This window comes from Acidimicrobiales bacterium (genome assembly GCA_022452035.1).
Taxonomy (GTDB): Bacteria; Actinomycetota; Acidimicrobiia; order Acidimicrobiales; family MedAcidi-G1; genus UBA9410.
The window spans coordinates 1-12,908 of the sequence record JAKURV010000014.1 but is presented as its reverse complement, the minus strand read 5'-3'; the positions used below and the strand labels follow the sequence as shown (position 1 = coordinate 12,908).

15 protein-coding genes and 1 tRNA gene are annotated in these 12,908 nt (G+C 68.9%); 2 read left to right on the top strand and 14 right to left on the bottom strand.

Going from position 1 to position 12,908, the window contains the following annotated elements; genetic code table 11:
- Positions 1-41: 41 nt before the first annotated feature.
- From MK181_06410 to MK181_06365, 10 genes are all read right to left on the bottom strand, one after another.
- On the bottom strand, positions 42-2,342 hold the full coding sequence (locus tag MK181_06410) for a [protein-PII] uridylyltransferase (GenBank protein ID MCH2419431.1): 2,301 nt from the start codon (positions 2,340-2,342) through the stop codon (positions 42-44).
- 22 nt (positions 2,343-2,364) lie between these two features.
- Positions 2,365-2,661 (bottom strand): hypothetical protein, encoded by a 297-nt coding sequence (locus tag MK181_06405; GenBank protein ID MCH2419430.1) that lies wholly within the window; start codon positions 2,659-2,661, stop codon positions 2,365-2,367.
- Positions 2,662-2,727: 66 nt separating this feature from the next.
- Positions 2,728-3,546 (bottom strand): ATP-dependent sacrificial sulfur transferase LarE, encoded by an 819-nt coding sequence (larE, locus tag MK181_06400; GenBank protein MCH2419429.1) that lies wholly within the window; start codon positions 3,544-3,546, stop codon positions 2,728-2,730.
- 2 nt (positions 3,547-3,548) lie between these two features.
- Positions 3,549-4,235, bottom strand: a complete 687-nt coding sequence (locus MK181_06395; GenBank protein ID MCH2419428.1) for a chlorite dismutase family protein — start codon at positions 4,233-4,235, stop codon at positions 3,549-3,551.
- Positions 4,236-4,270: 35 nt separating this feature from the next.
- Entirely contained in the window at positions 4,271-5,056 is a 786-nt protein-coding gene (locus MK181_06390) for a formate dehydrogenase accessory sulfurtransferase FdhD (protein MCH2419427.1), read from the bottom strand.
- A 132-nt stretch (positions 5,057-5,188) separates the two neighbouring features.
- Positions 5,189-6,808 (bottom strand): chaperonin GroEL, encoded by a 1,620-nt coding sequence (groL, locus tag MK181_06385; GenBank protein MCH2419426.1) that lies wholly within the window; start codon positions 6,806-6,808, stop codon positions 5,189-5,191.
- Between the two features lie 172 nt (positions 6,809-6,980).
- Positions 6,981-7,256 carry a MoaD/ThiS family protein gene (locus MK181_06380; protein ID MCH2419425.1) on the bottom strand — a complete coding sequence of 92 codons (276 nt, stop codon included), beginning with the start codon at positions 7,254-7,256 and terminating at the stop codon, positions 6,981-6,983.
- A gap of 50 nt (positions 7,257-7,306) precedes the next feature.
- Positions 7,307-8,293 (bottom strand): glycerate kinase, encoded by a 987-nt coding sequence (locus tag MK181_06375; protein ID MCH2419424.1) that lies wholly within the window; start codon positions 8,291-8,293, stop codon positions 7,307-7,309.
- Positions 8,294-8,302: 9 nt separating this feature from the next.
- Positions 8,303-8,947, bottom strand: coding sequence for a LytR C-terminal domain-containing protein (locus MK181_06370; protein MCH2419423.1), 645 nt, complete (start codon positions 8,945-8,947; stop codon positions 8,303-8,305).
- Positions 8,944-9,204 (bottom strand): DUF3263 domain-containing protein, encoded by a 261-nt coding sequence (locus MK181_06365; protein ID MCH2419422.1) that lies wholly within the window; start codon positions 9,202-9,204, stop codon positions 8,944-8,946. The genes MK181_06370 and MK181_06365 overlap by 4 nt, the downstream gene beginning before the upstream one ends.
- Positions 9,205-9,342: 138 nt before the next feature.
- On the opposite strand from MK181_06365, the gene MK181_06360 reads away from it, so the two are divergent.
- Positions 9,343-9,416, top strand: a tRNA-Thr gene (locus MK181_06360).
- Here MK181_06360 and rlmB read toward each other — a convergent pair.
- From rlmB to MK181_06345, 3 genes are all read right to left on the bottom strand, one after another.
- Positions 9,416-10,189, bottom strand: coding sequence for a 23S rRNA (guanosine(2251)-2'-O)-methyltransferase RlmB (gene rlmB / locus MK181_06355; GenBank protein MCH2419421.1), 774 nt, complete (start codon positions 10,187-10,189; stop codon positions 9,416-9,418). The two genes, MK181_06360 and rlmB, sit on opposite strands and share 1 nt — an antisense overlap.
- 149 nt (positions 10,190-10,338) lie before the next feature.
- Positions 10,339-10,827, bottom strand: a complete 489-nt coding sequence (gene ispF, locus MK181_06350; GenBank protein MCH2419420.1) for a 2-C-methyl-D-erythritol 2,4-cyclodiphosphate synthase — start codon at positions 10,825-10,827, stop codon at positions 10,339-10,341.
- Positions 10,820-11,503 (bottom strand): 2-C-methyl-D-erythritol 4-phosphate cytidylyltransferase, encoded by a 684-nt coding sequence (locus MK181_06345; protein ID MCH2419419.1) that lies wholly within the window; start codon positions 11,501-11,503, stop codon positions 10,820-10,822. The genes ispF and MK181_06345 overlap by 8 nt, the downstream gene beginning before the upstream one ends.
- Before the next feature lie 99 nt (positions 11,504-11,602).
- On the opposite strand from MK181_06345, the gene MK181_06340 reads away from it, so the two are divergent.
- Entirely contained in the window at positions 11,603-12,262 is a 660-nt protein-coding gene (locus tag MK181_06340) for a Crp/Fnr family transcriptional regulator (GenBank protein ID MCH2419418.1), read from the top strand.
- Between the two features lie 8 nt (positions 12,263-12,270).
- Here MK181_06340 and MK181_06335 read toward each other — a convergent pair.
- Positions 12,271-12,908: dienelactone hydrolase family protein (locus tag MK181_06335; protein ID MCH2419417.1), on the bottom strand; the 638-nt coding region annotated here is incomplete at its 5' end.

Below are 12,908 nucleotides of genomic sequence, written 5' to 3'. Positions count from 1 at the left end.
CAGCACCGTAGGCGCTCCGATCCGCTCCCGGACCGGTCCGGTCAGAAGTCGACAGCCACCCAGCGCAGCACTGAGAGCTCGATCTCTGCCAGGTGGTCTGCATCGGTGATCTTGGACCCCGACGAGTCCCGCACGTAAAAGGCGTCGACAACGTCGGAACCCAGCGTCTGGACCCGGGCTCGGACGATGTCGAGGTCCAGTTCGGCGAAGGCCCGGGTGATCCGGTACAGCACACCCACACCGTCTGGACAGGTGACCTCTAGGACAGTGGCGGTGGTCGAGGTTTCGTTGTCCACGGTCACTCGGGGCCGGGCCGGGCGGGCGGCCATACGAATCGGCCGGTAGGTCCGGGACCGGTCCCCCAACCGGGCAGCCAGGGCCAGGCGACCGGACAGGGCACGTCGGATCTGGTCCTCGATCCGGCCCCAGTCCGGCGTACCGCCCAGGACCTGGCCAACGCGAAACACCGACAGGGCCCGCCCATTCTCCGAATGGGCGGCGGCGTCCTGGACGTCAGCGCCGTTCAACGACAGCACCCCCGCCACCTTGGAGAACGTGCCCGGCCGGTCGTCAGCCACCACGGTGAGCGTCGAGCCCTCGCCCCGGACCACGAATTCCCCCTCATCCAACAGCATCCGTTGGCCAGCATCGGGGAAGGAGCCGCCTAGCACCTCGCCGACGTCGCCACCGCTCAGGACATGCCGGGTCCGGTCTACCAGGTCGTGTACCAGGTCGCCCTTCCACGAGCTCCAAGCTGACGGACCGGTGGCGATGGAGTCCGCCTCGGTGAGGGCACCCAGCAGTTCCAGCAGGCGGATGCTGCCCAACGCATCGGCCACCGACCGGATGGTGCCGTCGTCGTCGAGGTCCCGGCGGGTGGCCACGTCGGGGAGCAGCAGGTGGTGTTCGACCATGGCCACCAGAAGGTCCGTGTCGGCCTCGCTGAATCCCATACGGGAGCCGATAGTCCTCATCAGGTCGACGCCGACCTCGGTGTGGTCCCCCGGATAGCCCTTGCCGATGTCGTGAAGCAGGGCCCCGACCAGTAGGAGATCGGGCCGGTCTACTCGGTCCACCAGGCGGGAGGCTTCGGCCGCTGTCTCCATGAGGTGCCGGTCCACGGTGAACCGGTGGTAGGCGTTGCGCTGGGGTCGGGACCGACACGGCTCCCACTCGGGCACCAGCAGCACGAACAGGCCCACGTGATCCAGGTCCTCAATGACGGGCACGGCGGCCGGCCCGCACGCCAGGAGTTCCACGAACAGGTCCCGGGCCTCGGCAGGCCACGGTATGGATAGGGGCCTGCTGTGGTCGGCTAGCCGTTCCAGAGAACCGCGCTGGAGGTAGGCATCGTGGCGAGCGGCCACCACGGCACACCGCAACACCAGCAGGGGGTCGGCCAGGTCAGCCTCCAGGGTGAGCTCCAGGCGGCCGTCGTCCAGGACCAGGGCGGGCGCTACCTCTCGATGCCGGGAGCCCGCCAGGACCCGTAGGGGACCGCGCCGACGCGCCGCCCGACGGGTCCGGCGGGCCGCCCCTTCCCCCGTCCAGGCAATAGTCCTTCCGGCGGACGAGACCTCGGCCATAAGCACGTCGGAGTCGGCCAGGCCGAGGGCGTCGGCTACCTCTTCCTGGAGTTCCAGTAGCAGCTGGTCGGACCGCTGCCCGGTAAGGCGATGGAGCTCCACCCGGACGGCCAGCAGGACCTCCGAGGCGGCGGCCAGGCCAGCCGACTCGGCCTCACGCAAGATGGGCACTGTGGCCTGTTCCACCCATAGGAGGTTGTGAACGTCGCGCAGCCCGCCCCGGGCCTCCTTCAGGTCAGGCTCCAACAGAAAGGCCACCTCACCGAACCGGGCGTGGCGTTCGGCCACCGAGGCATTCATCCGGTCCAGGTGGTGCTTGGACCGGCTAACCCACTGCTGCAGGGCGGCAAAGGCCAGCCTGTCGGCCAACTCCCCGTCACCGGCCACTGGACGGGCGGCCAGGAGGCTGGTCGCTGTCTCCAGGCTGTCCGTCGCCACCTCCAGCAATTGGGCCACCGTCCCGACTTGGTGGCCCAGCTTTAGGCCGGCGTCCCAGAGCGGGTACCAGATCCGCTGGGCGGCCTCCCTAACGTCCGTGTCGGGGCGGTGAACCAGGACCACATCCACGTCGCTGCCCGGACACTGCTCTCGTCGGCCGTACCCGCCTACGGCCACTAGGGAAGTTCCCTCCGGGGCCTCGGCCGCCGCATAGACACCGGTCAGGAAGCCGTCGATCCGCTCGGTCAGGGCCTCGCAGAAGTCCGGACCCCGTAGTTGACGGTCGGCCAGCAGGTCGGAGACGTCGAGTTGGCCCACCGGCGCGACGGTAGTGGGCCGCTCAGCTAACGAAGTCTGGGAACCGCCGGAAGAACACCGACCGGGCCAGCACCTCGTCACATCCAGCAGCCGAGGCGGTAGCCATCAGCTCCTCGTCCACGTGGGCGGCGAAGCCCACAGTGCGGGCACCGACGTCGCCCAGTACGTCAAGTACGCCGGGTCGGGATAGGTCCACCACCACGAGGTCAACCTCTAGGCCCACCAGCTCGGCCGGATCTGCTACCAGGACCACCTCGGCCTTGGTCGACCGGAGCCGAGACCGGTCCATGAGGTCCGGAACGTGGGCGGCAACTCTCACCGCTGGTCCTTGGCAACGCTGCGACGGCGGAGGACCTGCCGGGAGCCGACCTGAATGGGTACCCGGTCACCCACCGTCTAGAGCCCGGTTCAGGTTCCCGGACCGCAGCCCCTCCAGGTCGAGGGTGACGTAGGCGTAGCCGGCGGCCGCGACAGCGGCCACTACCTCGGTCCGGCGCTCCACCACCTCGGCCAGCCGATCGGTCGGGACCTCCAGGCGGGCCGCGTCGTCGTAGTGGCGGACGCGAAGGTCCTCGAACCCCAGCCGACGCAGGGCGGCCTCGGCGCGTTCCACGGTCGTCAGGACATCGATCGTGACCTCGGAGCCGTAGGGAATCCTCGAAGCTAGGCAGGCGGCGGCCGGCTTGTCGGCCGTGCGCAGGCCCAAGCGGCGGGAGTGGTGGCGGACATCGGCCTTGGTCATACCGGCTTCCACGAGGGGGAACCGGGCTCCTCGTTTAGACGCCACAGCCTGACCGGGGCGGTGGTCACCGAGGTCATCGACGTTAACGCCCAGGACGACGGTGGCCGACTCCCGGTCGGCAATGGGGTCCAGCACGTCCATGAGAGCGTCCTTGCACCGTCCGCATCGGTCGGCATCATTGACCCGGTAGGCGGCGTCGACCATCTCGTGGGTCTCGACCTCCGACCAGCGCAGACCCCACTCGTCGGCCAGAGAGGCCGCATCGGCCCGCTCGTCGCCGGCCAGCGACGGTGACACGGCGGTCACCACGTGGACCCGGTCGGAACCCAGGGTGTCGTGGGCCATCCGGGCCAAGAAAGCCGAGTCAGCGCCGCCGGAGAAGGCCACCACGACCCGGTCCAGATCGTGCAGGGTCCGCCGGAGGCCCTCCAACGACGGCTCGTCGACGACAATCGGTTCCACGATCAGGCACAACCGGCCCGGGTCAGGACGGTGTCCAGGTCATCAACCATGCCCGTGTAGAAGGTGCCAAACTCGCCGTAGTCGGCCGACGCCCGGTCGTAGCGCATGGTGTAGACGACGTCTTTGAGGTCGTCGGGGTGTTCGCCAAACAGCGTGACCCCCCATTCGTGGTCGTCCACCCCGGTCGATCCGGTAACAACCTGCAGGATGCGGCCGGCGAACTTCCGCCCCGAGGCACCGTGCTCCATCATCAGTTCGTGGCGGTCGTCGTATGGGAGGCGGTACCAATTGGCACCCACGTTGCGTCGCTTGGACATCGGGTAGAAGCACCACGCCGGCTTACCTGCGGGGGGTAACTCTGGGTGGAGCCGGGCCTGCTTCATCTCGTCCGGCACGCCTTGGGCGTACTCGGAGATCTCGGTCAGCGACACGTAGCTATCCACCACCTGTAGGCCGCCGGCCACCAGGGCGGTCTGGAGGTCTCGCAGGCGCCAGAGGTCGTCACCCAAACCCATAAACGCTAGGTCGGCCTTGTGGCCCAGGATCGCTACCGAAATCACCTGGTCGCCGGCTGCGGTGGCGATCTCGACGGCGGTGCGAACCGCCTCCCGGTCGACACCCGAACCGGGGATCCGGCAGAACAGGTGGAGGACGCCGAGGCCGACGACGGGGCTGACCGGTTCGCTCATCCGACGGAGTCTAGAGAGGGGTCTCGGACGGACCGTCAATCGCCCGTGTAGAGGTTGAGGCGATCGCCCCGGGCGAACCCGGCCAGCTGCAGGTTGGCCACGGCAGCCGTCTCCACGGCCAGGGCCGACGGGCCGCTCACCGCCACCAGGCAGGCGAACCCAGCCGCCCACGCCTTCTGGGCCATCTCAAACGAGGCCCGGCCGCTAACCCACAGGCCTAGATCTCCGGCCGGTAGGAGGCCGTCCATGTGGAGCCGCCCGACCACCTTGTCGACGGCATTGTGGCGCCCAATGTCCTCCCGAAGCACCTGCGGCATTCCCGCCCGGTCGAAGGCCACCGCGGCGTGGACGGCCCCGGTGGTCGAGAAGAGGGCCTGGCCGTCGATCCGGTCGGCCAAGCCAGCCAGCACCCCGATTTCGAAGGGCTCCACGTCCAGGGGCCGGAGGCGTTTCCGGAGGTCGTCGATGGCCACCGTCCCGCAGATACCGCACGAGGACGAGGCGGGTCCCAGGCGGGGCGTGGGCGCCGGTGCACGACCACCGGTGTCGACGGTGACGTCGTTGTACTCAGCCTGGGCGGCCGACCCCTCCCCGCAGTACCGCACGGTGCGGATCGGGACGTCGTGCAAAACGCCCTCGGTGATGCAGAAGCCGACCGCCAACTCGAAGTCGTCGCCCGGGGTGCGCATGGTGGTAGCCACCAACTCGCCGTCCAGACGGATTGCCAGGGGCTCCTCCACGATGAGCTCGTCGGGCACCCGCCGCGAGCCGTCAGCATCAATCCGGCGGGTGAAGACCCGAGACGTCCGACCGCGGCTCATCGTCGGCATCTCTTCAAGCTGGACATGCCCACCAGTGAACACGCCCCAGCGGGAAAAGCGGAGTGGACGCCCCGGAGGGCACCCGCTCGAATTGGTCCAATCCCAGTCTGGGGATCGTGTCCGCCGACCCGCCTAGAAGTCCATGTCCGGCATGCCCCCGCCCGCCGCACCCTCAGCCGGGGCGTCGGCGACGACGGCCTCCGTGGTGAGGAACAGGGCGGCGATGGAGCCGGCGTTCTGCAGGGCCGACCGAGTCACCTTGGCGGCATCGATGATGCCGGCGGCGACCAGGTCCTCGTACTCGCCGGTGGCGGCGTTGAGGCCGTTGGGACCGTCGAGGTTGCGCACCTTCTCAACGATGACACCGCCCTCCAGGCCGGCGTTTACAGCGATCTGGGTCAACGGGCTCTCCAGGGCCTTGGCCACGATACGGGTGCCGGTGGCCTCGTCGGGGGACAGACCCTCGGCAGCCGCGGTCGCCGCATCCTGGGCCCGGAGCAGGGTCACGCCGCCGCCGGCAACGACGCCCTCCTCGATGGCCGCCTTGGTAGTACTCACCGCGTCCTCGATGCGGTGTTTCTTCTCCTTGAGTTCAACCTCAGTGGCCGCCCCAACCTTCAGGACGGCAACGCCGCCTGACAGCTTGGCCAGGCGCTCCTGGAGCTTCTCCCGGTCGTAGTCCGAGTCGGTGTTGTCAATCTCGCCCTTGATCTGGGCAATGCGGCCGGCGATGTCGACCTCGTCACCCGCTCCCTCGACGATGGTGGTCTCGTCCTTGCTAACCACGATCTTGCGAGCCTGGCCCAGCATGTCGAGGGTCACGCCGTCAACCTTGAGGCCGACCTCCTCGGACACCACCTGGCCGCCGGTCAGGATGGCCATGTCCTGGAGCATGGCCTTGCGGCGGTCGCCGAAGCCCGGGGCCTTGACAGCCACCGAGGTGAAGGTGCCTCGGATCTTGTTCACGACGAGCGTGGCCAGGGCCTCGCCCTCAACGTCCTCGGAGATCACCACCAGCGGGCGGTTTGTCTGCATGACCTTCTCCAAAGCCGGCACCAGGTCGCGAACGGCGCTGATCTTGGATCCAACAAATAGCACGTAAGGCTCCTCAAGAACGGCCTCCATGCGGTCCGGGTCGGTCACGAAGTAAGGGGAGATGTAGCCCTTGTCGAAGCGCATGCCCTCGACGAGGTCCATCTCCATACCGAACGTCTGGCCCTCCTCGACAGTGATGACGCCGTCCTTGCCTACCTTGTCGATGGCGTCGGAGATCATCTCGCCGATCTCAGGGTCAGCGGCTGAGATAGCGGCCACGTTGGCGATCTGCGCCTTGTCACTGGACACGTCCAGGGAGGAATCCCGAATCGAGTCGACGGCAGCGGCTACCGCTGCCTCGATGCCTTTTTTGATCGACATGGGGTTGGCGCCGGCGGCCACGTTTCGCAGACCTTCGCGGACCATCGACCAGGCCAGAACGGTCGCCGTGGTGGTGCCGTCACCGGCCACATCGTCGGTCTTCTTGGCCACTTCCTTGACCAGCTCGGCCCCGATGCGCTCGTACGGGTCCTCTAGGTCGATCTCCTTGGCAATGGAGACGCCGTCGTTGGTGATTGTGGGGGCACCCCACTTCTTCTCCAGGACGACGTTTCGGCCCTTCGGGCCCAGCGTGACTCGCACGGCGTCGGCCAGCTGGTTCATGCCCTTTTCGAGCGACCGTCGGGCCGTCTCGTCGAACGTGATGATCTTCGCCATCAGCGGCAACCTCTCCGTGATTGGTGGTCCAGCGGTGCGGGAACGCGACCGCTGGCACTCTCTTCAAGCGAGTGCCAATCCAACCAGCAGACCGCTGGTTTTCCAACGTGGCCGGCCACGTTCTGCGACCGACGTCCGGCGCCGAAAGCTCGCCCGGACTAGAAGGGCGGGATCAGCCTCCGGCCACCGCTGGCACGATGGCCACTGTGTCGCCGTCGGGCACGACGGTGGCCAGGCCGTCCAGGAACCGCACGTCGTCGTCGCTCACGAAGACGTTGACGAAGCGGCGCAGGGAACCACCCTCGTCCAGGATCCGCTCGGAGAAGCCCGGGTGGGCAGCATCTAGGGCGGAGAGGGCGTCGGCGACTGTGCCTGCCTCCACCTCGACCTCGGGCTGGCCACCGGTCAGGGGGCGAAGCGTGGTGGGAATGCGGATGGTGACGGCCATGGGCAGAAAACCTACCCAGCGGACCGGCCTGCCCCCACCCGCTGTTGAGGTCACCGCCCCGCCAGCCACCCGGCCACCGCCTCGGTGACGCAGGCACCGGTGTCGGTCTGGGCACGGTCCAGCCCGAAGAGGTCGACCAGGGAGAGCACGTCGCCCGGGACTATCACATCCGGATCGGCACTCCCCACCACCACCAGGAGCGGCACCCCGGCCGCCGCCGCGTAGGCGGCCACACCGCCCACCACCTTGCCCGCCATCGAGGTGGCGTCCAACCGACCCTCGCCAGTGACCACCAGGTCGGCCCCGGCCAGGTGCTCATCAAGCCGCACCTCTTCGGCCACCAGGTCGACGCCGTCGACCAGCTGGGCGCCCCGGGCGGCCAGGCCTCCGGCCAGGCCTCCGGCGGCACCCGCCCGGTCCATCGCCGATATGTCGACGCCGTAGCGCTCCTCGTACACCTGGACCAGGCGCTCCAGGCGTCCGGTCAGCAGGCGAATGTGGGCGTCGGAGGCCCCCTTCTGTGGTCCGAACACCTCGGCGGCATCGGTAAACCGGGTCCGCACGTCGCAGGCACCTAACAACTCCACCCCCCGGTACCGGGCCGGTGACCCCATGGCGTCCACTGCTCCCAGGCCACCGTCGGTGGAGGCGGAGCCACCCATACCCACGATGATCCGGCGGGCCCCCTGCTCTACGGCATGGTGCATCAACTCCCCCACCCCAGTCGTGGTGGCGTCCAGCGGCCGGTTCCCATCCGCCCCGCCTGCCAGCACCAGGCCAGCCGCCTGGGCTATCTCGATGACCGCCGTTTCACCAGAGAGCCGCCAGCCGGCCGACACCGGCTCGCCAAGGGGTCCGGTTACCTCGTTGGTTCGGTCAGAACCCCCGAGGACATCAAGCAGCCCCTCCCCGCCGTCGGCCATCGGTACCTCGACCGTGGTGCCACCGTGCCCGGCCACCGCCCGGGCTACCGCCGAGGCCACCTGGGCCGCCGTGGCGGTCCCCCGGAACTTGTCCAGCGCGGCGACGACCCGCACTGGCCAACCTCAGTTGGACTGGATGCGTAGGTCCGAGCCCAGGATCAACACAATGTCGGCGTTGGCTACCCTCTCCTCGGCGTTGGGCGGTACGGCCGGGCCGCCGGGCGGCATTGCCTCGAGGATGTCCGCGAACTCTCCGAAGTGGTCCACGATGACCTTGGCGTCGGCCACGTATTCGGTGCGGTAGTAAATCCGACTGGCGCTGGCCTTCTCAGCGTTGGCCGGCGACTCCATGGCCCACCCGAGCGGGCTGAGCATGTCGGTGACCTTGCCGGCGGCACCGGAGACCCCGGAGCCGTTGGCCACCAAAACTTTCACCTCGTTGGGCGCGTGGGTGGGCGTTGGAAAGAGTTCCTGGGTGGTGGTGGGAGCAACCGTGGTGGTCGGCGGAGGCTCCGCGTCACCGCCCACGGCCTGCGTCGAGGTGGGGGTGATGGTTCCCGACACGCCCTCTGTGTCGCCGGCCGAACCATCGTCCACTGCCGTCTCAGCTCCGCCGTTGACCAGCGGGCGAAGCCCCGGGGTGTCGTCCAGACCCTTCCAGAGCAGGACCAGGCCCAGCACCACAGCCACCGCAATGAGCAGGAAGGCCCGCGGTGCGGCAGCGGCGTTGCTGGGGCCGAGCCCTCCGCCGCCGCGGCCCACGTTCATCGGGTGCCGTCTTCTTCAACCACCCGTGGCTCGAGGCGGGCTCGCCGACGGCGATCCCGCTGGCGTTGGAGGCGGCGAACCACGAGCGGGTCGTAGTCCATGGCGTCGGTGGTAACGAGTAACTCGCCGAGCAGTTGGTGGTAGCGAGTCGCCGAGAGCTCAAACCGTTCCCGGATCTGCACGTCCTTCGGTGCGGTGGCCGTCCACCAAGACCGCTCAAAGTCCAGGATGTCGCGATCCCGCTGTGTCAGTGCCACGACCCGATGATCCTCCACCGCGGGGGGTGGTTCAAGTACCCCCTCTTCATAGGTCCGGTTACCGGGGCGGGTCGGGCGACGTGCCCAGCCCGCCTCAGTAGCCTCGGGTGGGTACGGCGCTACCACCAGCGTCGTTCCGCCCGAGTAGCTCAGTTGGTCAGAGCAGGCGCCTTGTAAGCGTCAGGTCGTCGGTTCGAATCCGACCTCGGGCTCACCGACGGTGTCGGGCCACCTCGAACAACGCTACGGCGGCGGCGACCGACACGTTCAGCGACCCCAGCACCCCGGCCAGCGGGATATGGGCAATGGTGTCGCACCGTTCGCGGACCAGGCGTGACAGGCCCGAACCCTCGGCACCCAAGACGAGGGCCACCGGTTGGTCGGCCACCGCCAGGTCATGGATGGCCGTGTCGCCACCGACGTCCAGACCCACCGACCACACCCCGGCCTCGGCCAAGCGGCCCAGCGCCTTGGGGAGTCCCGGCACTCGGGTCATCCGTAGGTGCTCAATGGCCCCGGCTGCCGACTTGGTGGCCGCTGCTGTCACACCGGCGGCCCGGTGGCGGGGCAGCACAACGCCGGTAACCCCGGCGCACTCGGCCGACCGGAGGATGGCCCCCAAGTTGCCGGGATCGGTTACCCCGTCCAGCAGCAGCAGGAACGGATCATGACCCGAGGCGTCAGGACGGAGCAGGTCCTCCAGTTCGTGTTCGCTGAGCGGCTGGGCCAGGGCCAGCACCCCCTGGGGGGCATCGGTGCGTGCCACCGACTCGAACTTGGACCGAGACACCTCCCGGATGGTGACCCTGGCCTCGTCGGCCAGGTCAATGATGTCGTCCAGGATCGGGGCGGGGTCCAGGTCACCGGCCATCAGGACCTCCCGGGTCCGTCGCGTTCCGGCCAGCAACAGCTCCCGGACCGCCTGTCGGCCCTCCACCTGATCACCTCCCAGGCCCTTCAGTGGGCCCTCCGGACGGTTCCCCATCGGGGTGCTCCCCCGCTGGCCGCGACCCCGGGGACCGGGCCGGCCGGTTGGACCGCGCCGGGGTGGCCCCGACCGACTACCGCCCCGACCTCCACCTCCGGTCGACCGCGCGGACCGGCCGTCGCCTCGCTTGGGACCCCGAGGTCCGCTCACGAGGGCGCCTCGGGCCGGGTAAGGAGGGCAACGGCAAAGCAGGCCACGCCCTCCTCCCGACCGATGGCGCCCAGGCCCTCGGCTCGCTTCCCCTTGACGGTGACCGCCGCGCCGACCACGACTGCCAGGGCCTCTTGCATCTCGGTCCGACGGGAGGCCAACCTTGGGGCCTCCAAGACCACCGTGCAGTCCACGTTGGCCACTTCCCAACCGTCGGCCCAAACGGCGGCGACGCTGTCGGCCAGCAGACCCATACTGTCGACCCCAGCATGGACAGGATCGGTATCGGGGTAGCGCTGGCCGATGTCGCCTAAGCCGGCCGCCCCCAGGAGGGCGTCGGTCACGGCGTGGGCCACCACATCGGCGTCGCTGTGCCCGGCCAGGCCCTGGCCGTCGAAGACCACGCCTCCCAGCACCAGCCGCCGTCCCGGGTCGTCGCTGAACGGATGGATATCGAACCCCTGACCAACCCGCATCTCAGGCATCGGTCGACCGCTCCGCCGAACTGGCCACCTCGAGGGCCGCCAACGCTAGGTCTATCGGCCGGGTGACCTTCAGGTTGGCCGGTTCCCCTTCCACGACCACCACTGTGACACCCGCCGCCTCGACCAACGTGGCGTCGTCAGAGGCCTCGCCTCCGTCAGCATGGGCTCGTCGTAGGACCTCGGCGGCGAAGCCCTGTGGCGTCTGCACGGTGATCACCCCATCGCGCTCGATAACTCGGCCTTCGGCGGACCGTAGCGAGTCGGTCACCGGGATGCCGGGGACGACAGCTTCGGCTCCGAGACACACCGCCCCGACAACCCGACGAAACAGATCTGGGGTAGCCAGCGGCCTCGCCCCGTCGTGGACCAGCACCACCTCGGCGTCTGCGGGCACGGCGGCCAGCCCACAGCGCACCGACGCCGACCGGGTGGTCCCTCCGTCCACGACGGCCTCCACCCCATCCAGGCCGGCCAGTAGGTCGACTACCGCCGAACGCCGGTTAGCGGCCACCACGACCACGACCCCGTCGGAAACCGAGGCGGCGGCCCGGACCGACCGGACGACCACCGGTTGGCCGGCTAGATCGGCGGCCTGCTTGTCGCCCCCAAACCGCTCGCCGCTCCCGGCGGCCACCACTACCGACCACACCACCACCCGGCGGTCCCGGACGGTCATCCGGAGGTCCTAGGGACGAACCCGACAACCGGGACGCGAACAAGACCAATTCTCGGTGGCGGTGGCTGGCAGAACACCTCACTAGCATGGCCACTCGACATGCCGGACACCACACTCTTCCGCGAGACCACCCTGTTCGCCAGTCTGGATGACGGGTCCCTGGCCGCGATCACTGAGGCTGGACAGGATCTCGACCTCCGGCGAGGGGACGTCCTGTTCCGCGAGGGAGACGCCCCTGACGAGTTGTTCGTGGTGGTCTCAGGGCGCATCGCTATCGCCAACAAGTCAATCGACGGTAGGGAGTCCATGGTGGCCCTTATGGAGGAGGGCGACCTGTTCGGCGAGATGGGGCTGTTTGACGGTCGGGGTCGGTCGGCTGAGGCCCGGGCCCTGGAACCGTCGGTGGTCACCGCGGTCCCCTACGGGCCGGTCCGTGGCCTCTACGAGAATGACCCCACGCTCCTGTGGCGGGTGGTGGCCATGCTGGCCGGTCGCCTACGGACCATGGACGCCGCCCTGGCCGACTCGGTGTTCTTGGACGTGACGGGCCGGACGGCCAAGCGCCTGCTGGAGCTAGCCGGCGAGGAGGAGGAGTTCTCGCTCCCCATCACCCAGGAAGAACTGGCCGGCATGGTCGGCGCCTCACGGGAACGGGTCAACAAGGCCATCGCCTCGTTCATCCGCTTGGGCTGGATCGAACAGGTCGACCGGACCTACCGCATCACCAACCGTGAACAGCTGACCATCCGAGCGCGCTGAACAGCCGTTCAGGCGTGCAGCCAGGCCTCCACCCGGCGCCAGGCGTCCGCCGCGTCGTCGGCCCGGTGGGCCGGGCGGTCCGGGTCATGCACGAAGCCGTGGTCGGCGTCCGCGTACCTTACGACGGTCGCTCCGGTGGCCTCCAGGGCGTCGACTTCGTCGGACGGCGTCCAGGCGTCCACGGTGCCAACCACGGCCAGCACCGTGGAGGCGTCGCCGGCGGCCAGAGCATCCAGCGGCTCGCCCTGGCCCGGCCCCTGCCAGGCCTCGGGCACCCGGACCATCCCGTAGAAGGGACAGTGCCGGTCGAAGCGCCCAGTGCTCACCGCCTTCAGCGCGTACATACCTCCCATACAGAACCCCAGGATTCCTACCCGGTCGGCGGCAGTGAGATCGGCGGCAGCCACCGCGTCGCCCAGCACCCGGTCGTCGGCGAGCGTCGCAGCAGCGGCCAGGCGGGCCGCCACGTCCAGATCTTCGCGGCCCGGGTAGATCTCGAAAGCGGCCACCGACAGCCCCCACTCGGCGGCCAGGCGAGCCACCAATTCGTCGAAAAGGGGCCGCATACCCATCACATCGGGGATCACGACCAGCCCCCGTGTGGACGTTCCGGTGGGCGGATGAACCAACTCGGCCGCAGTCCCAG

Bases quoted from the DNA above. Each gene is read 5' to 3' on its own strand.
- MK181_06395 (MCH2419428.1), bottom strand. From the start codon at position 4,235: ATGAGCGAACCGGTCAGCCCCGTCGTCGGCCTCGGCGTCCTCCACCTG.
- MK181_06390 (MCH2419427.1), bottom strand. From the start codon at position 5,056: ATGAGCCGCGGTCGGACGTCTCGGGTCTTCACCCGCCGGATTGATGCT.
- groL (MCH2419426.1), bottom strand. From the start codon at position 6,808: ATGGCGAAGATCATCACGTTCGACGAGACGGCCCGACGGTCGCTCGAA.
- MK181_06380 (MCH2419425.1), bottom strand. From the start codon at position 7,256: ATGGCCGTCACCATCCGCATTCCCACCACGCTTCGCCCCCTGACCGGT.
- MK181_06370 (MCH2419423.1), bottom strand. From the start codon at position 8,947: ATGAACGTGGGCCGCGGCGGCGGAGGGCTCGGCCCCAGCAACGCCGCT.
- rlmB (MCH2419421.1), bottom strand. From the start codon at position 10,189: ATGGGGAACCGTCCGGAGGGCCCACTGAAGGGCCTGGGAGGTGATCAG.
- ispF (MCH2419420.1), bottom strand. From the start codon at position 10,827: ATGCCTGAGATGCGGGTTGGTCAGGGGTTCGATATCCATCCGTTCAGC.
- MK181_06345 (MCH2419419.1), bottom strand. From the start codon at position 11,503: ATGACCGTCCGGGACCGCCGGGTGGTGGTGTGGTCGGTAGTGGTGGCC.
- MK181_06340 (MCH2419418.1), top strand. From the start codon at position 11,603: ATGCCGGACACCACACTCTTCCGCGAGACCACCCTGTTCGCCAGTCTG.